Consider the following 18,736-nt stretch of genomic DNA (forward strand, 5'->3'; position numbering starts at 1 on the left):
GCTGGGGTCAGCTAGCTTCCGAGCGCCGCAGCAATCCCCACGATCATTGGTCCCATGAGGGGCAGGAGAACATTGGAAATCGCATAGGTGACCGTGTATCCGATGACTGGCGTCGAATTCCCGGCCTGGGACACAAGTGCGCTGATCGTTGGCGTACTGCAATGCTGACCGGCGATTGCGCCAAGAAGAATTGGTGTCTCGATCTTCATCAGTTTCGCGCCGACAAAAAGTGACACGAGAGCCGGAACGAAGGAAACGATCAGGCCAAGGATCGGCAGGATCAGTCCGTATTGAAGGACAAGATCGATCGCCTCGGGTCCGGCGCTTAACCCGATGGCGGCGATGAATGTCGCCAGTCCGAAATCTTTAGCAAATTCAGCGGCAGGAGCCGGAAACCCGCCACGCGCCGGATTTCGCATGTTGAGCCAACCGAAGACAAGCCCGGCGATCAAGGCGCCGCCGCCTGACCCTAACGTCAGCTCCCAGCCGCGGATATTGAGGGAGAAATTGCCCAGCACAAGACCAGCGACGATGCCCAGTCCGAGAAAGACAAAATCTGTGCTGGCGACTTTGGGCAACGGCTTGCCCAATGCTCGCACTGCGCGGGTGACTATCTCTTCCTGTCCATAAAGCGTCAGAACATCTCCTTCATGGAGAACCGTACCGGGCAGAGCCGGGATATTCTGCCCTAACCGGCGGATATTCGATATGAACACGCCACGCCGCAGCTCTGGTGACGCCGAATGGCGCAACTGGCGAATTTGACGCCCAAATGCGTCAACCCGGATGAGAACCACTTCACGGGTCACCAGCGCCAGACTGGTGCCGTCTGGCACGGGAACCTCGTCTCCAAATGAATCCTGAATGGCGATAACAGCGTTACGGCGTCCATGCACAATGACAATGTCATCCGGCATCAAAAGGAACGTAGGGTCTGTTTGAACATTTTTCTTATGTCGGCGCGCACATTCAATCGTGACAGTCCAATTCCAGCCTTTCTCCAAATCGCCAACGGTCTGTCCGCCGAGGGAGCCAGCCCTGAAAGCACGAGCGACGAACATAGGTAACCCCTCGACCTGATCGTCGTCCTCATCCTCCGAACCCAGTTTTCTGGCGAGCGCCTGCGCCTCGGTTTTGAGATCGACCTTCAAAAGTATTGGCGCAAGCTGGGTCGTGAACACCACGATCGCCAAAAGGCCGAACAGATAGGTGAGGCTGTAAGCGGTGGCGACATTGGCCTGCAATTGTTCAATCTCTTCTGGCGAGACGGGCAGACGGGAAATCGTTTGTGACGCTGTGCCGATGACCGCGGATTCCGTCGCGGACCCTGCGAAAAGGCCGGTTGCCGTTCCGATATCGAGCTTGAACAGAATGATCGCAATCGAAACCAGCAAAGTGACGCATATAACTTCGATGATGGAAAAAATTCCATACCGCCACCCGCCTCGAATATTGGCGAAAAACTGAGGTCCCGCCGTAAATCCGAGAGCGTAGATGAAAAGAGTGAAGGCGCTGTCCTTCAGGTCCGGCGAAATGCGGACGCCAAGTTGCCCGATTGCTAACGCCGCCAGCAATGTCCCGCAAACCCCGCCCAATCGAACCGGGCCAATGCGCAAGCGACCGATGAGGTAGCCTATTGCAAGGGAAGCAAATAGCGCCACCACAGGGTCAGTGAGAAAATACAACGCGGACCCCCAGGCTTGCAAATTTATATTCTATTGCTGACGCATAACTAATATAATAATTCAGTTTTTCTGTCTGTCCAGATTCTGGAAAGTGCTTTTATAACAATTTTTTAGATGATTACTTGGAATTGGCCGCCTTGCGTTTCTGACGCTGCCGTCCGGCGTTGTCGGAAACAGGACGCATATCCGTAAAGGTTAATTCAGCGGTAGCTCGTGCTGAATGGGAACAACCAATTATTATTTATCTATTGAATTGATATTCGGTCGGATTTAGTTTCATAGTCCGTTAATGGGAGAATGATTATTATTTAATTGAATAATATTACATTTAGTTAAATTAGCTACATGTAAGATATGGGTAAAAATTATATTGTGGCGATATGTTCGAGCGGCTGATCAATAACAGGTTTCGGGATAGAATATGGAAAAGCGACCGCTGACCCTGACGATTAATGGCGCCACAGTCGGACCCGTTGACGTTCCGCTCGGGATGCCGATGATCGACTTTCTGCACGAATATCTCGACCTGACGGGCACGCATTTTGGCTGCGGTCAGGGCATCTGCCATGCCTGTACAGTTATCGAGGTCAAGCCTGACGGCACCAAGGCTGAAAGCCGCACATGCATCTATGATGCACATTTTTTTGCCGGCAAATCGATCCTCACCATTGAGGGCCACGCGCAGCGCGACAGTGACGGTAGTATTCTCAGCCTGACACCGGTGCAGCAGGCTTTCATCGATCATTTTTCCTTTCAGTGCGGCTATTGCACGCCGGGCTTCGTTGCAGGCGCGACCGTTTTTATCGAACAGCTGAAACGGCAGCCTGTAAAGCGTGCTGAGCTGGAAGCGGCGATTGAGGATGCGCTCGATGTGCATATCTGCCGCTGCACCGGCTATGTCCGTTATTACGAGGCGATCCGGGATGTTGCTCTCGCGACCCCCGGCTGCGTCATCGGTTGATAGGGCGGAGCGGGGGCATGAAACATAAGCGTCTTTATCACATTGCTTTGGCCGTCACGCTTGTTGTGATCGCGGGCGGATTGTCGGTTCTGCTGGGTCTGTTCCGGACCTCAACCGTCAGCCCGGATGTAAAAACACCGCTGTCAGTCGAACAGATGCATGCGCTTGTCCCCCGGGGACAGGAACTGGCGCGCGCTGCCGATTGTTTCGGTTGCCATTCCCTGCCCGAAGGTCCGATGGCAGCGGGAGGCGTTGCTATCGCCACCCCGTTTGGCACTCTGCATTCGACCAACATCACGCCAGATCCGACTTACGGCATTGGAAGATACAGCCGGGCCGATTTTCATCGCGTGATGAAATATGGCATCGCGCCCGGTCATCGCAATCTTTATCCGGCTATGCCCTACCTGTTTACGCAGGTAACGACGCCGGATGATATCGATGCGCTCTACGCCTATCTGATGACGATACCGCCTGTGGCTGTCGCCAACAGACCCAACAGCGCCATTTTTCGGCTTCCGGTTCGTCCTTTTGTGAATTTCTGGGCGCTTCTGAATTTCCCAAAACGCGAAGCGCCGCATAACGACCAGCGCTCTGCCGATTGGAACAGAGGGGCTTATCTGGTTGAAGGGCTGGCTCATTGTGGTGGATGCCACACGCCGCTCAATCTCATGATGGCGCCCGACTTTGCGCGCAATCTGCAAGGGGGCATCTTGGAGGGCATGGTCGCGCCCGATATTACGCAGCCCAGCCTGGCACGACAGGGCTTCGATCTGCGTGCCTTGAGCCAATATCTGAAAACGGGCATTGCTCCGCAGGGAACATCGTTCGCCGATATGAATACGGTGACCCATTTCTCCACCAATGTCATGTCCGACGACGATATTCGCGCTATCGCCACCTATCTGCTGACGGACAGTGACGGCAATATTCCGCCGCCAAAACCCGCGCCCGAAGCCTTGCCGCAGGCCGTTACGTTGCCGCCGGATGCCGATATGGACAAGGGGCGTATGTCCTATATTTCGGCCTGTTCGGGCTGCCACGGTTTGAACGGCGAAGGCATACCCAATGTCGCGCCTGCCATGAAAGGCAACGGTATTGTGGCGCTGGATAAACCGAACGCGCTGATCAGTGCCGTTTTGAACGGTATTGCCACTCAGGCATTCACCAACCAGCAGCGCATGTACGCCATGCCGGCCTTCGCCGACACGATGGACGAGGGCGAGATCGCCGCGCTCGTCAGCTGGATGCGGGCGCAGTGGGGCGGGCGGGGCGGCCATCCTGTTACCGCCGGGCAGGTTAAAGCGTTCCAGCGCTCTGTCCGATAATTCGTAGAACTGATTTGACCGCATCTTGGACGACATCCCTGCACGGTCAATTAAGGAGATAGATATATGGCTGCCGGACTGTCACGCCGTGATTTCATCAAATTGGGTACGTTCGCGGGCATATCCGTTCTCTTCGCGCGTCTTCCGGCTGCTCAAGCGCTGGAGGTGCAATCGGGGCCGTCGACTGCGGACTGGCTGGACGCTGACGGCAAGGCGCGCCATCGCTGGGACGCCATGCGAAAAGTGACCGGCGGGAAAACCTTTGCCCGCGATTATCGCGCCCGGGATATTCCCGGCTGGACGAAGGATCAGGGGCACGCTTTCTTCATAAAGGCGACAAAAGCAGACCGCACCTTTGAGGGGCTAGACCTGTCGTTGCTGGGAAAAGAACTCCAGCCTGACCGTCTGGTGATGCATGAGGATCTGGAGCGGGACGGTATCCGCATTCCGCAAGTGTCTGATCTGGCTGAAGAGTTTTTCGGCAAGAATTTCCTCGTTCCGAAGGGCGAAACACCGCCTTTGCTTGGCCATCCGGTGGCGCTGCTTGTTTACGACGATTTCGAGCGGTTTGAACTGGCGAAGCGTCTGCTGCGCTTTGAAGCGGATGTCGTCCGCTATGGCGCTGAGACCGGCTTCAAGCCGCCGAAGAATTACGGCGCGGCGCGTTATGTGCGCATTGGCGGGGAAACCCCGACATCGCCTTCGGTCTATTCATCCTTTCAGGATGCAACGATCTACGGCAATTTCGATGGCAACGAAGTCGTCTGGCCGGATGAAAGCAAAACGGGCCTGTTCGTTCCGCGCTCCGTGCAGACCAGGCACCGGGGCGGAGGCGCGCGCGATCCTGAACAGGTGGCGCGCGAGACTTACGAGCCCATGCGCCGGGGCATGAATGCGGCGCATCAACTTGGCGCAGAGATTGACGCAGCCCGGCAGAACCCGGACAAGATCGTGCTTGACCGCAAGGCGTTTTCCCAGTCGATCGATCCTTCGGCGCTGGAAGCTGACAATGGCAATGCATGGTACGATGCGAAAACGCGGACGTTGCATATCATCGCAGCCGTGCAATCGCCCTACGACGCGGCGCGCTTCGCAGCCATGATCGTCAAGGGCAACAAGACCTTTCCGGTCGATGAGATCAAGCTCCAATCCGGCACGACGGTTGGCTATGGCTCGAAGGACCATTCGATTTTCCCGCTTTATTGCGTGATGGCGGCGTTTTATGGCGGTGGCAAAGCCGTGCGTCTTGCCAATGATCGCTATGAGCAGTTCCAGATGGGCCTCAAACGACATTCGTTCCATATGGATGTCTCGCTTGTCGCCGACCGCAAGACGGGCCAGTTCGAAATCATGAAAGGGCACTATGTCGCCAATGGCGGCGGTCGGGCCAACTATTCCTTCTCCGTCGCGCAAGTCGCTGCAACGGCGGCGCAATCGATCTATTATCTGCCGAAATCGGATTTCAGTTCGGTCGCGCTGGCGAGCCAGGCCGTGGAGGCCGGTTCCATGCGCGGCTATGGCGCGCTTCAGGTCATGTCGGTGACCGAACTTATGGTCGATGAACTGGCAAATGAACTTGCCATCGACGCCATTGAGCTTCGTCGCCGCAACGCCACCAAGGCGGGTTACCTGAACACGCAAGGCGCTCAGCCGCTTGGCGATCCGCGCAATATCGAAATGCTCGACAAGGCGGCCAGCAATCCGCTGTGGACCAATCGCAACCAGGCCAAGAAGGATTATGACGCGGCGCATCCGGGCCGCCTTTACGGCATCGGCTTCGCGCAGGTGCAGAAGGATTACGGCACGGGGGCGGACACCTCCGCGCTTGCGCTGGAATTCGATGCACAGGGGCGGCTGACCATGCGGCATTGCGTGCAGGAAATTGGCACCGGAGCGACAACGGCGCAACAGGTTCTGGTGCGCGACATCATCGGCAAAGTGCCGGATGACGTGGAATTCGGCGTGACGGATTTTCCGCAGCTTCCGATTACCAGCACCGGTTCGCCCTATACCATGACGCAGGCGCAGCAGGACGAGGCCGAGAAGAACCCTTTCTGGGTGCCTGCCACTTTGCCAGCGATGAGCGCCTCCAACAGCGCGTATTTTCTAAGCTTCGGCACCCGGCAGGCCGCGCAGTTCCTGCTGGAAAACACCATCTGGCCTGCTGCGCGGGCCATCTGGAGCGAAGGGCCAGCCGACGGACAAATATCGGCTGGTGACGTCACTTTCGCCGATATCCGTATCGTCCCGGGCGGCGTTGGCGGTGGCAGTATGGAAACGCTTTCCTTTGAACGCATCGCCCGCAAGGCGCACGAACTAGGCTTGATCACAGGGGTGGCGCTTCATTGTTTCAGTCGCTGGGAATGGGCGACCGCCCAGTTCACCATACCCGGCGCAGGCATGCGCGAGCTTCCCATCGACGCTTTGGCGGTGCGCTATGGTGATGGCGCTCCCGCAGAGGCGAAACGGCGGATGACCACGGGTGGTTATGAATATATCAAACGCAGCAAGGTCAATTTCCCGCCGGTGCAGCGCGTCAATGCGGGCGTGACGACCTATGCGCCAGCGTCCTGCATTGTGGAACTCAACGTCAACACCTTTACGGGTGCGGTTGAGATCATGCAGCATCACAGCATTCTCGATCCCGGCAAGATCATCGTGCCCGAACTGGTTTCGGGCCAGCAGCAGGGTGGCCTCGCCATGGGCATTGGCCACGCGCTTATGGAGGAGCTGCCGCTTTACGATGATGGTCCGGGCGACGGAACATGGAATTTCAATCGCTATACATTGCCGAGGTCGAAAGACGTCGCCGTATGGAAACAGAGCGCGGACTATCTGACGCCGCTTTCCGACACTTCGCCGCCAAAGGGCATTGCCGAGGTCGTGACGATCCCGATCATTCCGGCCATTGGAAACGCCATAGCGCATGCCACGGGCAAGCGGTTCTATGAACTTCCGATCACACCTGAAAAGATCAAGCGAGCACTTGGTTAGAGCAACTTAGACAAGTCGATAAAAAACGGCCGAGCGGTTCGCACAAACCTTCAGTGGAGCAAGTCGAGGAATTGTTGCACCGGGGAAGAGCAATCAACTTTGCGAAGCCTTCGGGCGAGTTTTGCGGTGGGTGGAAGTTGCTTGTTAGAGACAGATGGTGTGTCGGGTTAGACCCAAGAAACTGGGAAAAGACTATCTGCCATTCAATTTTATCGAATGTATTCGCCCTGGCGAGTTACTTATAATCTCCCACTTTCTGTAGTCTTGACAGTTTTCCATTTCCGGCTCTACCTTGAATTCACGCTCAAGCTTAATGCTGAAGCGAGGGGAGGAATTCATGACTAAAGGTTCAATAATTAATGGGCTGGGTCTAGGTTCAATTTCGCGACGCCAGTTTCTAACGACCAGCGCGGCTGGAGCAGGCGCTCTGCTTTTGCCGTCCTTACCGTCTTTTGCAGCGGACAAACCCAAAATCGGGCTTGTCATGAAGTCGCTTGCAAACGAGTTTTTCAAGCAAATGCAAGCCGGTGCTGAAGATTATGCGGCCAAGAATACAGACAAATTTACCTTTGCCGCTGTTGGCATGAAAGACGAACGTGATTTCGCCGCCCAGGTTGACGCGGTTGAAAACTTCATCACGCAGCAGTTCAATGTGATCGTTCTGGCGCCGGCCGATTCCAAGGCTATGGTCACACCGGTGAAGAAGGCGCTGGAAGCTGGCATCAAGGTCATCAATATCGACGTGGCGCTTGATGAAGAGGCGAAGAAGCAGGCCGGTGTCGATCTGGCATTTTTCGGACCCGACAATCGCGAAGGCGCAAAGCTGTCCGGCATGGCGCTTGCCAAGGAACTCGGCAAGGGCGGTAAGGTGGTTATCCTCGAAGGTAATCCCGAGGCCGACAATGCCAAGGAGCGCAAGAAGGGTTTCGATGATGCTGTGGCGGAAGGCGGCTTGACACTGTTGGATTCCAAGACCGCACATTGGGAGACGGAAGAAGCCAACACACTCATGACGAATTTCCTTACACAATATCAGGATATTCAGGGCGTTATGGCAGCCAATGACTCAATGGCGCTGGGCGTTGTAAAGGCGCTAGATGCAGCAGGCAAGTCAGGCCAGATCAAAGTCGTTGGTTTCGACAATATTCCCGCTGTCCAGCCGCTGATTAAGGACGGCAAGATGCTGGCCACAATCGACCAGTTTGGCGCGCAGATGGCGGCAATGGGCATCGATTATGGCCTTAAGGAACTGGCGGGAGAAAAATTCTCAGGCTGGGTCAAGACGGATATCAAGCTGATTACCGCCAAGGACCTCTAGGAACTCGCAAGATAGCGAGGCCGCATCGGATGCACTCCGTTGCGGCCTTCCGTCACTCCGGCAGGCAGGAACAGTATGCAGTCAGCCGACGCGATCTTGAAGCTTGAAAAGGTCGGCAAAGTCTTTCCGGGCGTAATCGCTCTGGAGGGTATCAATCTACAACTGTTGCGCGGCGAAACGCATATTATTCTGGGTGAAAACGGCGCTGGGAAGTCAACGCTCATCAAACTGCTTGCGGGTATCTATCAACCCGATGCTGGCGAGATTATCTTGAATGATCAGTCCTATAGGCCCAAGACACCGCATGATGCGCAGGTTCAGGGCATTCGCATTGTTCATCAGGAACTCAATTTACTTCCGCACCTTTCCATAGCGGAAAACCTGATGCTGGAAAGGCTCCCGCGACGTTGCGGCATCATGGATCGGGCTTCGCTCAACAGGCGTGCCGCTGAATTGCTGGACGAGGTTGGGCTGGCGTTAGATCCCCGCACACTTGTCTCCGAATTGGGCGTCGCGCAAATGCAATTGGTCGAAATTGCAAAGGCGCTCGGCTATGATAGCAAGCTTTTGGTCCTCGATGAGCCGACAGCGACACTGACACCGCCTGAAATAGAGCGGCTCTTTACCATTATAGGGAGACTGAAGGTCAGGGGCGTGACTATCATTTATATCTCGCACCGCCTGCATGAAGTCTTTGAAATTGGTGACCGGGTCACCGTTTTGCGCAACGGTCGTCTGGTTGAAACGCGCGCCTTGGAGGGGCTGAGCGTGCCCCATCTGGTCCGCATGATGATTGGCCGGGATATTGCAGACGAATATAGCTTCGACTCCACCATCGTGCCAGGTTCGGTTGCCCTCGAGGTCGAAAGCGTTACACGATCGACAACAGACCCTGCGGTCTCCTTTTCGGTGCGCGAGGGCGAAATTCTGGGTGTGGCAGGTCTGGTAGGATCGGGCCGCACGGAGATCATGCGCGCGATCTTCGGTGCTGATCCCAAAGGCGGGGGACAAATCCGTGTGGACGGCAAGCCGGTAAATATTCGTAATCCCAAAGATGCTGTCAGAAATGGACTGGGTTTCCTGACCGAAGATCGTAAGGGGCAGGGGCTGATGCTGGATATGCCTGTAGACATAAATGCGACGATCACCGATTTGAAGAAAATCTCCCATGGCGGATTGCTGGACAAAGGCGAAGAAAAGAAATCCGTTATGGAACTGGTTGAGCAATTGCGGATCAAAACGGCCTCCATAGGCACATCGGTGCGCAATTTGTCTGGCGGTAACCAGCAAAAGGTGGTGCTTGCAAAATGGCTGTTTCGCGGTTCCTCAACACTGATCCTGGATGAACCCACGCGGGGCGTCGATGTCGGTGCCAGACGCGAAATCTATCAATTACTCTGGATGCTGGCCGCAAATCAAAAAGCAATAATTATGGTCTCTTCGGATTTGCCTGAACTCATTGGCATGTGTCACCGCATTATCGTGTTCTCCAATGGCAAGCTGGTAGGAGAACTGCCTCGGTCGCAATTTGATCAGGAGCGTATTCTCTCGCTTGCCTATCAGGAGCATGTTCAATGACAGCTAAGCCGTCTGTGCCCGAGAAATCTGCAGCAGCGGACCAACAGAAGTTGAAACGCTTCTTGCTGCGTGACGCTGGCGTTTTTCTGGCTCTCTTACTGATCACGCTGGTGTTTTCTTTCACTGCGCCTTATTTCGCCACGCCCGGCAACGCGTTGAAGATTTTCGTCCAGATCGCCATCAATACGGTTCTCGCGGCGGGGATGACTTTCGTCATCTTGACCGGCGGCATTGATCTTTCCGTTGGCTCGGTGCTCGCGCTTTGCACGGTCATAGGTGCGCTCATCATGACATCAGGTCTGGAACCCGGATTATCGATACCCCTTGCCGTGCTGGCGTGCATCACGGTTGGTGGGTTTTGCGGCTACATCAACGGTAAGGTGTCGACCTTTTGGAAGATTCCTTCCTTCATTGTTACGCTCGGTATGTTGAATATAGCCGCTGGTGCAGCGCGCGTGGTGTCCAACAACTCCACCATTACGGGACTGCCGCAAGGCTTCGTCGATTTCGGTAATCTGATCATCGGCGGTTTTCTGCCCTCAATCTTTCTGGTGGCAGTGGCGGTCATTTTTGCAGGCTGGTTCATCCTGCGGTTTACTGTTTTCGGTCGCATGATCTACGCCGTTGGGGCCAACGATGAGGCGGTCCGTCTGTCGGGGCATAATCCCGACACGTATAAAATTGCTGCATTTGTTATTTCGGGCGTCACCGCAGGTATCGCCGCGATCGTCTATTTGCTGCGCTTGAATATTGGCAGCCCGATCGCCGGTATCGGCTATGAACTGAACGCGATTGCGGCAGTCATTATCGGCGGGACCAGTCTCTTTGGGGGAAAAGGCTCGATCGTCGGCACACTGGCGGGCGCCTGTATTCTGCAAGTTCTGGCGACCGGCCTGCAATTGCTCGGCATCGGCGATAATTACAAGCCAATCATCATTGGCGCGGTGATCATACTTGCTGTGATTGTCGATACCTATCGCGAAAGATTGCTGCGGCGCATCCACTGATGCGCCGCCGTGAAAGAAAGACCTGGCGTCACCTTATTGGTGGACGCCGCCTTCATTTAAGGAAACTTCGCTCCTGGTCCGGCTTTCCCATAAGCCGATACCAAAAAGCACGGCGGTTGTGAGCCATCCCAGCGTGAGAAGATCGGCGCTCTGTGCGAAAGGCGCAATGAGAGCCAACAAAACGACCCCTCCGATATGGGACAGGGGGAGGCGACCGTAAACGACATATTTGTAGATCGCGCTGCCAATCAGGTAGATAGCAGGACCGACTGCGATGACGACAATTTGCGCCACGCTGGCATGACCTGCGGGATGCTCCATGGCAAGATCGTTGCCCACAGCGCTCACGATGATGCCGAAAATCAGTATGGCGTGGATGTAGTGGAAATAGGCACCGATCTTTCCCGGATCACGGGCCTGCGTAATGCGGGCGGTCGCATCCTTGCTCGACGTCCCAAAATAGAGCCACCACATGGCGATGGTGCCGAGAAAGGTGGCAAGCATGGCGGACAGTTCGGCAACGTTCCAGTTTTCCGCGCCTGCAAGTGTGGCGCCCGTCGCCAGCAGGCTTTCGCCCAGCGCCACGATGACAAAGAGCTGGCAACGCTCGGCGAGGTGCCCACCTTCGATCGTCCAATCGCTGACGTGTGAGCGACCCATTCCCGGCAAGGCAAAGCCGATCATGGGCGAAACATATTCGCAAAGCGCTGCCACGATCCAAAGCGCCAGCCGGGCTTCCCCGTCCGCAAAGGCTCCGCCGATCCAGAAGCAGGCCGAAATGGTGAGCCAACCCAGCATGCGCCGATAATTAGCGGAAAGCGGGTGGTCCCGCCCCAATTGCCAGACGATAAAGCCGGTTCGTCCAAGCTGCATTGCGACATAGCACCCGGCGAATATCAGGCCACCTTCGCCAAAAGCGTCCGGGATTGAGGCCGCCATGACCAGCGCCAGCGCCATGCAGCCGAACAGTACAAGGCGCATTTTCGGCTGTTCGGGGTTAAACCAGTTGGTGACCCAGCACGTATATTGCCAGCCGAGCCAGACCGCGAACCATAGCACCAGCGTTTCAAGCGCGCTCCACGCGGTCAGATGATGAAGCAGCGCGTGGCTGAGTTGAGTGACGGCGAAGACGTAAACGAGATCGAAGAAAAGCTCTTCATAGGTGACATGCGCATGATGACCGTCTCGCAGGCGCAAAAGAGGATGAACTGATTGGCTCATGGATTATTCCTTGGTGTGTCGAGCATCAGATAGTAGGTGCCAAAAACTTGGCTGGTGCGGGCGAACGATGAGAAGGATTGTCGGCTGACCTCCGTAATGAAGTATTGGCCACGCTTACATTCACACTGATCGGCATAAGCTGTGCCTTGAAAACCACCCTTTAGGCGCGTGCGGGCTGCGGTGCGCCACATCAAATCTGGCTGAAAAGGAGAGATATGCGAGGCGAGCAGTCCCATTGCTGGTTACCATCAATATAGACGTGACCGTTTTCCTATCTTTTGAAACGGCACCGGGACCCTCGATCTTATCTTAAGCTTATGCAGGCTGGGAATACTTAAGACAGTGCTTATCTGGTAATGATACGGTTACACAGCCGCCAAACAGATGGTTTGGCAGGCCCACTTCATTGCAGCTTCAGCGGTTGGAAAAGCAAAGACAGTTGGGAAAAGGCGTCGCCGCTTAGTTAAGCGTGGGCTTTTGATTATGGCGGACCATCAGTCCCGCCGCTTCGGCGGCTTTGATAAATGACGCCCGGGCAGTATTGGGCAGCCCCTCCATATCGGCGAGGCAGGCCTGCAATGCGTCCTGATATTCGTCGCCCTGGGCGCCTTCCGGCCAATAGTTTAAAAGGCATTCCGCCGCCATTGGCGTATTCGTCACGACCTGATACTTACCGACGCCGTAGAGCTGAATATCAACGGGTTCTCCCCAAGCCATCGCGGTCTCCCAATAAAAGATGTCCTGCCTTGAGGTGGTAAGGCTGAGCTGACGTCAGCTTGGCAAGTGTCGTTCGAACGGCAGCTGGCGCCAATACAAGTTTCTGGCTCCCTAACCTGGCGTGTGCATTTTTGTTCCTTGTGTCGCCGCGCTTGCAAAATTTGGGTCGAACACCCCTCGCAAGAACGGAATGGCGGCGCGAACGGGAAGTGGAAGGGGACGGATACCGCCTGCACCTGGAATCCGGTTGGTTTATTTCAGACAATTGATATCGCGTGATGATCGACTAATATGGATTAATCTTTTTGGAATGGGCGGATAAGATGGAAAGTCATCAAGATCAAACTGGCGATGAGCGGCTCGTTGGTTCGACCGGCGGTATACGTCGATTCACGTTGTCCGTCACAGCTGCGCCGCGGCCGCAATTTAGCGATACGGAACTCGACATTCGCGATTGGCTGGCCGCGATTGTCGACGGTTCTGATGACGCCATCATCAGCAAGAACTTGGACGGGATTATTAAGAGCTGGAACAGAGGCGCACAGCGCCTTTTCGGCTATCAGGCGGAAGAAGTCATTGGCAAGCCGGTGACAATTCTCATTCCAGACGACCGGTTGGGCGAAGAGCCGGCTATTCTGGCCGCGATACGCAATGGCAACCGGGTCGACCACTTTGAAACAATCCGGAAGCGAAAAGACGGAACGCTGATCGATATTTCGTTGACGATTTCACCCATTCGCAATGCGAATGGCGTGATTGTTGGGGCTTCGAAGATCGCGCGCGACATTACAGAACGTCTGCAGGCGCAAAAGCAGCAGCTGCTCCTGATGGGCGAGATGCAGCATCGTGTGAAAAACCTTTTCGCACTGGCGAACGGAATCGTTTCGCTGAGCGCAAGATCGACCACGCAGGTTGACGAACTCCGCGAGACCGTCCAGGCGCGCCTAGCCGCGCTTGCACGGGCGCACGAGCTGACAATGCCGGCATGGGAAGAGGCCGACATGACGGTTTCTTCGGTGCCGCTCCAGACTCTGGTGCGTACCATTCTCGAACCCTATGATGAGCAGAATATTCGTATTTCCGGGGCTGATCCTGCAATCTCGGGCAAGTCGCTGACAAATCTGTCGCTGCTTTTGCATGAACTGGCGACGAACGCCGCCAAGCATGGGGCACTGGCGGGTACAGGGGGCCAGCTTTTGGTCAGCATAGAAGAAACACAGGAAGCTGTCGTCGTTCACTGGCTGGAAACGGGCAATGAACATCATAACGATCAACCAAGCGAAGGATTCGGAACGCGACTTGAAAAGGCGCTGGTCTCAGCCCTTGCGGCCCGACTTGATCGGGCGTGGACGGACAACACGCTGGAAATATCAATCGCCTTGCCTAACACACCTGTTGAATAGCCTGCCCTCCGGCTGACTGAAGAAGGCATGAATCATGCGCAGCTGGACGTGTTCAGCCGCTGATACCGGCTGTTTGTTCGATTTCATTAACGGCGATGGACGCATCTCAGAAAAATCTGAACATGCAGGAACAAAGGCAATCGTTTGCGGTTGGGTTGGCTGTCATTTGCCAATGACCAAAGGAGCACGTGATATGCCAGGTCGATACCAAAACGAAGATCGCGACGACTATTATAACGAACCCTACCGGGACCGTGATTATGAAAGCCGTGGCGGAAACTACCGCGACTATGACGAACGCTATCCGGGCGATTATCGTTCGCGCGGCTATAGCGATGACGAGGAACGCTTCGCATATAATTCGCCGCAAAGAGAATCTTTTGCGCGCGATAGCCGCTATGAGCGTCACGGCGCACGCAATGAGCCGATGAAGTCCTCAAGCGGCACAGGAATGCATCGCGGAAAGGGACCGAAGGGTTACAACCGCACGGACGAGCGCATCAAGGAAGATGTCTCTGACGCCTTGATGGAAGATGCAGATCTTGATGCCTCCGACATTGAGGTCAGCGTCAAGAAGGGCGAAGTCACCTTGCAGGGACAAGTCGCAACCCGACAGGATAAACGCCGCGCCGAGGATTGCGCCGAAGCATGTGCGGGCGTGGCAGATGTTCAAAACAACATCAAGGTCCGCTCGGCCACGGCGACATCCGCCAAGGGTACAGCTTAATCGAAACCGGAACTCGCGGCTGCGGGAATGCAGCTGGAGAAGGGCTCTTGCAGCTCAATGCGCCACTGCGCGCAAAATTCATACAATCAGGAGGAAAAAATGCCACGTAATATGCCAGAACGTGACGATCAGGGCCGCTTTGTCAGTGATGATGACCGCAGCAGAGCCGGCGGTCGTCGCCACTATGCCGAAAGCCGCCGTGATGACGATTATCGCAGGTCCAGTCGTTACGACGATGACGACAGGGGACGCAGCCACGGCGGCTGGTTTGGTGATGCGCAAGGACACGCTGAAGCCGCCCGCCGTGGCTGGGACGAACGCCGCGACGACAGGGATTATGACGATCGTCGCCGCTATTCCAGCCGCAATGATGATTACGACGACCGTCGTTCCAGTCGCTATGACGACGATGATCGTGGTCGTGGCTGGTACGGTGACTCTCGCGGGCATGCAGAAGCCGCCCGCCGGGGCTGGGACGAACGACGCGATGACCGCGATGACGGTCGACGCAGCTATTCCAGTCGCGATGATGATCGCCGTTACGCAAGCCGTGACGATGACCGGCGTTCCAGCAGTCGGGGCCATGGCGGCTGGTTCGGCGATCCGGAAGGCCATTCCGAAGCGTCGCGGCGGGGATGGGATGATCGCCGCGATTACGAATATGATGATCGTCGCAGGCGTTGATGTTCCAAAGTTGGTAGGGGCGTCCATCCGGTCGCCCTTACCGGCCGGGTAGCTTGTAAAAGTCTGAATAGTTGACGTAATAGTAAGTTGTATAACGGTTTAATTCTACCTAAAGGTGCAAAGAAAGCGGCGCGGAAAAATAATGAATAACCGCATCCTTTTGTACGGATGAGCTTTTCTTGATCCACATATTAAGTGATCAGGGAATGATATCTTTATGAGAATGAATATGGTTCGCTGGTTATGTCGAAGCCGGGAGCCAGACATGCCATTTTTTAATGAAGCGAGCCGCATCTATAATCAAATTGAAGTCGACTTCATGAGAAGTTGTTATGCTCACGCGGCTATAATGCTGGAAGAAAGTGACCGGGGATATTCGGCGCGCGATTTGGCGTCTTTGACACTGTTGCTTTATGACAGCGGTCTTCGCGACCATAATTATATTACCGAACTGGTCGCCCGGCTCGCCAATAAGAAATTCATGGATCGCCGTCAAAAATCGATGGCGGCAAATTCAAATCTTGAGGGAACAAACTCTAGCGCAGGCGGTTAGGCTCACCGATCTAGAATTGGTGTCAGTCCCGCTCGAACATTGCTTGCCAGGCTGTCACCAGCCCTGCCTTTCGCCCCCGCCGAGGCAGGGCATCTTTTGGGGAGGCTGCCATGGCTTGGGGTGAACCTGTCGACGTTGAATTGTTCGGAACGGGCAAACACTGCACGGTCACGAACGCGGCGATGGCTGCGGAATATCTTCTTGAAGAATGGCCGCATGAGGCCCGCGGTGCGGAATTCTGGCGCGCCATCTAGAACTGTCTTGCCGACCTTGAGAACAAGCCCAACACAGCCAGAGAGTGCTTCATTGCCGCTATCAAGGCTGCGGATGTGTCTGCACGTCCTCCAGCACTGCCAGCTTGAACATCCGAGGGTACGGCTCATCGGATGGATGGCGCGAAGCAACACTTGGAGTGTTCGAACGCTAAGCGCCTGCCCCGGCGATGTTGGGAGACGCCGCCGGGGCACATAACACTGACGGCTCACCGGGAACATTTGGGCTGAGGTGGGGTTGGGTTGCCGAGGTAGATCAAAAATGGACAAGGACGGACACAAAACGAGCGAAGGATCCCGCATACGCGGTGCTATCCAGAAGGGACAAACCGGTGACAAGGCGCCTGGATTTGATCCGGCTGCAGCGCCTTTCGAAACGGATTCCGAAGCGGGCGGCAGTTCCTCTCCGGGGCTCGATCATGAACAATCACCAGACAGTATGAAGCACGACAGCAATGCCTCCAGTCACGCTTCGGCCCTGCGTCAGTGGGAGAAGGATAGAAAGCGAACTGTGCAGCCATTCTTAGTGGCGCTGGTGATCCTGCTGGTGATTATAGTGGCGCTTATACTGATTTGGGGCCGCTGATCGGCAAGGCTACACCTCCAACCTCAACACCAGGCGTCTATCAGTTCCTCTGTGGAAACCAGTTCCAGTTGTTCACTGAAGCGCTGGTGGCAAAGCGACATGATCGCGTCATGCGTTTGGTCGGAAACGCTGCAGATTGCATCATGAACCATAATCACCCGATATCCACGATCCACGGCCCCCAGCAGAGTAGCGAGTACGCAAAGGTCTGTTTCCGCACCGGTGATAACGAGTGTATGAATGCGCTTATTGACCAGATAGGTTTGGAGATGGTCTTCTGTCCATGGCGAATAGACTGTCTTGTCGAGTACGGCTGCGGGAGGCACGAAATCCTTCAACGGGTCCACAAGCTGAATTAGCGCAGGATCAATATGGGCCAGCGTGAGCGCTTCCCATTTCCGATAGTAATCGACCCAGATACCTATTGCATCCTCGGGGCGCTTTGGCGGGATAAAGCGCGTAAATATGGTGTTGTCGCGCTGGGCTGTGCAGATATCGATGATCCGTGGCAAAATCTGTTCTACCCACGGAACGAACCATGGTGAGTTTGGTCCAAACAGATTCTGCATGTCGATACAAAGATGCATGGAGCCGGGCTGGAGCTTACCCCGCAAAAGACCCGTTTCTACAGGCATGAGAGACGGTGCAATGAGGGCGGTGGGACAACAAGATCGCTTATCATCAAAATCCCCATCTGCGTTTCGAAAAGACAAACCTCAGGATTTTGGATCGGCTGAGGCCGGTGTCGATGGCGTTGTCACGGCAACCGGATCGCTTGCCGGAAAACTGTCCTTCAAACCTTTTTCAAGGCGCTGATTTTCATCGTCTCGTTGCGGGGGCGTGGTTGCCCGTCCCAATTCGATCTCGACCGTCTTTATCGCCTGAGACAGACAGTTTGCCGCTTGCTCGAGTTGTTCATTTCGTTCCGACGAACTGCTGGACGTAAGTTGAACCGTAATTTTCTCTTCCGCTTCACCTACAAATTCCACGACTACTCGCGTTTCGTCGCTGCGAACGTTGATCGTCAGAATATTCATGTCATGCTCCTCGAATTGGTTGGTTCTAACCATCCACGCTCCGGGTTGTTCCCTGCCTGCCGAAAAAATGTACGGTAACGTACCAATTGCAGTTGCGTCGGAACCAATAGCTTCGAGAGGCCTTATCTCACCGGGTGGGCAGGAGGAGATACCATGTCATCCAATCCCGATTTCGAAGATGAGTTGCTGAAACTTTTACCCGCGCTCCATCAGTTTGCGCGAACAATGTGCCGCCAATCCACCGATGTGGACGATCTGGTTCAGGAGACAGTGGTGAAGGCGCTCAAGAACCAGGATAAATATGTGCCGTTTGGGCCGCTGAAGTCATGGCTCTTCACCATTATGAAGAACACTTTCTGCAGCAAAATCAAGCGCGCGCGGCGCGAGGATGTCATGCTGGAGTGGGACGGGCCCACGATCGGTCCGTCGCAGGACTGGGCCATGGAACTGCAGGATGTCGGACGCGCCTATGACAGGTTATCGCCACTTCACCGGAACGTCATCGAACTGGTGATTTTTAACGGATTGAGCTATGAGCACGCCGCCACAAAAGCGGGTTGCACCATCGGCACCATCAAAAGCAGGCTTAACAGGGCAAGAACACAGCTTGAAGGCGATTTGAGTTCAGCCGGTAAGCATTGAATAAGAACCCGCCTGCTCGATGG

At 55.2% G+C, this 18,736-nt stretch carries 19 protein-coding genes; 13 read left to right on the top strand and 6 right to left on the bottom strand.

Annotated features, from left to right (window positions below):
* Positions 1–11 precede the first annotated feature (11 nt).
* Positions 12–1,685 carry an aspartate-alanine antiporter gene (gene aspT, locus FIC94_RS18495; protein WP_140025966.1) on the bottom strand — a complete coding sequence of 558 codons (1,674 nt, stop codon included), beginning with the start codon at positions 1,683–1,685 and terminating at the stop codon, positions 12–14.
* A 421-nt stretch (positions 1,686–2,106) separates the two neighbouring features.
* Here aspT and FIC94_RS18500 point away from each other — a divergent pair, with 421 nt between their 5' ends.
* From FIC94_RS18500 to FIC94_RS18525, 6 genes are all read left to right on the top strand, one after another.
* Positions 2,107–2,646, top strand: a complete 540-nt coding sequence (locus FIC94_RS18500; protein ID WP_140025967.1) for a (2Fe-2S)-binding protein — start codon at positions 2,107–2,109, stop codon at positions 2,644–2,646.
* Positions 2,647–2,663: 17 nt separating this feature from the next.
* The gene (locus FIC94_RS18505) at positions 2,664–3,974 is read left to right on the top strand and encodes a cytochrome c (RefSeq protein WP_140025968.1); all 1,311 of its coding nucleotides are present in this window, start codon (positions 2,664–2,666) and stop codon (positions 3,972–3,974) included.
* Positions 3,975–4,040: 66 nt separating this feature from the next.
* Entirely contained in the window at positions 4,041–6,968 is a 2,928-nt protein-coding gene (locus FIC94_RS18510; protein ID WP_140025969.1) for a xanthine dehydrogenase family protein molybdopterin-binding subunit, read from the top strand.
* A 337-nt stretch (positions 6,969–7,305) separates the two neighbouring features.
* Positions 7,306–8,286 (top strand): sugar ABC transporter substrate-binding protein, encoded by a 981-nt coding sequence (locus tag FIC94_RS18515; RefSeq protein ID WP_109365588.1) that lies wholly within the window; start codon positions 7,306–7,308, stop codon positions 8,284–8,286.
* Positions 8,287–8,361: 75 nt separating this feature from the next.
* The gene (locus FIC94_RS18520) at positions 8,362–9,864 is read left to right on the top strand and encodes a sugar ABC transporter ATP-binding protein (RefSeq protein WP_140025970.1); all 1,503 of its coding nucleotides are present in this window, start codon (positions 8,362–8,364) and stop codon (positions 9,862–9,864) included.
* Complete coding sequence (locus FIC94_RS18525; RefSeq protein ID WP_140025971.1) at positions 9,861–10,871, top strand: ABC transporter permease; 1,011 nt, start codon at positions 9,861–9,863, stop codon at positions 10,869–10,871. Before FIC94_RS18520 ends, FIC94_RS18525 begins: the two co-directional genes overlap by 4 nt.
* A 33-nt stretch (positions 10,872–10,904) precedes the next feature.
* Here the strand turns inward: FIC94_RS18525 and FIC94_RS18530 are convergent, their stop codons facing one another.
* The 3 genes from FIC94_RS18530 to FIC94_RS18540 form a co-directional block, all read right to left on the bottom strand.
* Entirely contained in the window at positions 10,905–12,092 is a 1,188-nt protein-coding gene (locus FIC94_RS18530; RefSeq protein ID WP_140025972.1) for a low temperature requirement protein A, read from the bottom strand.
* Positions 12,089–12,328, bottom strand: coding sequence for a hypothetical protein (locus FIC94_RS18535; protein ID WP_140025973.1), 240 nt, complete (start codon positions 12,326–12,328; stop codon positions 12,089–12,091). The genes FIC94_RS18530 and FIC94_RS18535 overlap by 4 nt, the downstream gene beginning before the upstream one ends.
* Positions 12,329–12,551: 223 nt before the next feature.
* Positions 12,552–12,809: a DUF982 domain-containing protein gene (locus tag FIC94_RS18540; RefSeq protein ID WP_140025974.1), complete on the bottom strand. Its 258-nt coding sequence runs from the start codon at positions 12,807–12,809 to the stop codon at positions 12,552–12,554.
* Between the two features lie 323 nt (positions 12,810–13,132).
* On the opposite strand from FIC94_RS18540, the gene FIC94_RS18545 reads away from it, so the two are divergent.
* The 6 genes from FIC94_RS18545 to FIC94_RS18570 all read left to right on the top strand — a co-directional run bounded on the left by FIC94_RS18545 (position 13,133) and on the right by FIC94_RS18570 (position 17,034).
* On the top strand, positions 13,133–14,212 hold the full coding sequence (locus FIC94_RS18545; protein WP_140025975.1) for a PAS domain S-box protein: 1,080 nt from the start codon (positions 13,133–13,135) through the stop codon (positions 14,210–14,212).
* Between the two features lie 193 nt (positions 14,213–14,405).
* Positions 14,406–14,939, top strand: a complete 534-nt coding sequence (locus tag FIC94_RS22915) for a BON domain-containing protein (RefSeq protein WP_210237308.1) — start codon at positions 14,406–14,408, stop codon at positions 14,937–14,939.
* Between the two features lie 99 nt (positions 14,940–15,038).
* Positions 15,039–15,623 carry a hypothetical protein gene (locus FIC94_RS22505; RefSeq protein WP_180918057.1) on the top strand — a complete coding sequence of 195 codons (585 nt, stop codon included), beginning with the start codon at positions 15,039–15,041 and terminating at the stop codon, positions 15,621–15,623.
* 265 nt (positions 15,624–15,888) lie between these two features.
* Positions 15,889–16,176: a hypothetical protein gene (locus tag FIC94_RS18560; RefSeq protein ID WP_140025977.1), complete on the top strand. Its 288-nt coding sequence runs from the start codon at positions 15,889–15,891 to the stop codon at positions 16,174–16,176.
* Between the two features lie 110 nt (positions 16,177–16,286).
* Positions 16,287–16,430: a DUF982 domain-containing protein gene (locus tag FIC94_RS22725; protein ID WP_235892066.1), complete on the top strand. Its 144-nt coding sequence runs from the start codon at positions 16,287–16,289 to the stop codon at positions 16,428–16,430.
* Between the two features lie 280 nt (positions 16,431–16,710).
* The gene (locus tag FIC94_RS18570; protein WP_140025978.1) at positions 16,711–17,034 is read left to right on the top strand and encodes a hypothetical protein; all 324 of its coding nucleotides are present in this window, start codon (positions 16,711–16,713) and stop codon (positions 17,032–17,034) included.
* A 23-nt stretch (positions 17,035–17,057) separates the two neighbouring features.
* On the opposite strand, the gene FIC94_RS18575 is transcribed toward FIC94_RS18570, so the two are convergent.
* Positions 17,058–17,669: a cysteine hydrolase family protein gene (locus tag FIC94_RS18575; RefSeq protein ID WP_140025979.1), complete on the bottom strand. Its 612-nt coding sequence runs from the start codon at positions 17,667–17,669 to the stop codon at positions 17,058–17,060.
* A gap of 81 nt (positions 17,670–17,750) precedes the next feature.
* A complete protein-coding gene (locus FIC94_RS18580) occupies positions 17,751–18,071 on the bottom strand; it encodes a hypothetical protein (protein ID WP_140025980.1) in 321 nt (106 codons plus the stop codon).
* A gap of 153 nt (positions 18,072–18,224) precedes the next feature.
* Here FIC94_RS18580 and FIC94_RS18585 point away from each other — a divergent pair, with 153 nt between their 5' ends.
* A complete protein-coding gene (locus tag FIC94_RS18585) occupies positions 18,225–18,713 on the top strand; it encodes a sigma-70 family RNA polymerase sigma factor (protein WP_140025981.1) in 489 nt (162 codons plus the stop codon).
* Positions 18,714–18,736 lie beyond the last annotated feature (23 nt).

Source organism: Ochrobactrum teleogrylli (assembly GCF_006376685.1).
In the GTDB taxonomy this organism is placed as follows: Bacteria; Pseudomonadota; Alphaproteobacteria; order Rhizobiales; family Rhizobiaceae; genus Brucella; species Brucella teleogrylli.

Coding starts and splice junctions, on each gene's coding strand:
- FIC94_RS18500 (WP_140025967.1), top strand. CDS start 2,107: ATGGAAAAGCGACCGCTGACCCTGACGATTAATGGCGCCACAGTCGGA.
- FIC94_RS18505 (WP_140025968.1), top strand. CDS start 2,664: ATGAAACATAAGCGTCTTTATCACATTGCTTTGGCCGTCACGCTTGTT.
- FIC94_RS18510 (WP_140025969.1), top strand. CDS start 4,041: ATGGCTGCCGGACTGTCACGCCGTGATTTCATCAAATTGGGTACGTTC.
- FIC94_RS18515 (WP_109365588.1), top strand. CDS start 7,306: ATGACTAAAGGTTCAATAATTAATGGGCTGGGTCTAGGTTCAATTTCG.
- FIC94_RS18520 (WP_140025970.1), top strand. CDS start 8,362: ATGCAGTCAGCCGACGCGATCTTGAAGCTTGAAAAGGTCGGCAAAGTC.
- FIC94_RS18525 (WP_140025971.1), top strand. CDS start 9,861: ATGACAGCTAAGCCGTCTGTGCCCGAGAAATCTGCAGCAGCGGACCAA.
- FIC94_RS18530 (WP_140025972.1), bottom strand. CDS start 12,092: ATGAGCCAATCAGTTCATCCTCTTTTGCGCCTGCGAGACGGTCATCAT.
- FIC94_RS18535 (WP_140025973.1), bottom strand. CDS start 12,328: ATGGGACTGCTCGCCTCGCATATCTCTCCTTTTCAGCCAGATTTGATG.
- FIC94_RS18540 (WP_140025974.1), bottom strand. CDS start 12,809: ATGGCTTGGGGAGAACCCGTTGATATTCAGCTCTACGGCGTCGGTAAG.
- FIC94_RS18545 (WP_140025975.1), top strand. CDS start 13,133: ATGGAAAGTCATCAAGATCAAACTGGCGATGAGCGGCTCGTTGGTTCG.
- FIC94_RS22915 (WP_210237308.1), top strand. CDS start 14,406: ATGCCAGGTCGATACCAAAACGAAGATCGCGACGACTATTATAACGAA.
- FIC94_RS22505 (WP_180918057.1), top strand. CDS start 15,039: ATGCCACGTAATATGCCAGAACGTGACGATCAGGGCCGCTTTGTCAGT.
- FIC94_RS18560 (WP_140025977.1), top strand. CDS start 15,889: ATGCCATTTTTTAATGAAGCGAGCCGCATCTATAATCAAATTGAAGTC.
- FIC94_RS22725 (WP_235892066.1), top strand. CDS start 16,287: ATGGCTTGGGGTGAACCTGTCGACGTTGAATTGTTCGGAACGGGCAAA.
- FIC94_RS18570 (WP_140025978.1), top strand. CDS start 16,711: ATGGACAAGGACGGACACAAAACGAGCGAAGGATCCCGCATACGCGGT.
- FIC94_RS18575 (WP_140025979.1), bottom strand. CDS start 17,669: ATGCCTGTAGAAACGGGTCTTTTGCGGGGTAAGCTCCAGCCCGGCTCC.
- FIC94_RS18580 (WP_140025980.1), bottom strand. CDS start 18,071: ATGAATATTCTGACGATCAACGTTCGCAGCGACGAAACGCGAGTAGTC.
- FIC94_RS18585 (WP_140025981.1), top strand. CDS start 18,225: ATGTCATCCAATCCCGATTTCGAAGATGAGTTGCTGAAACTTTTACCC.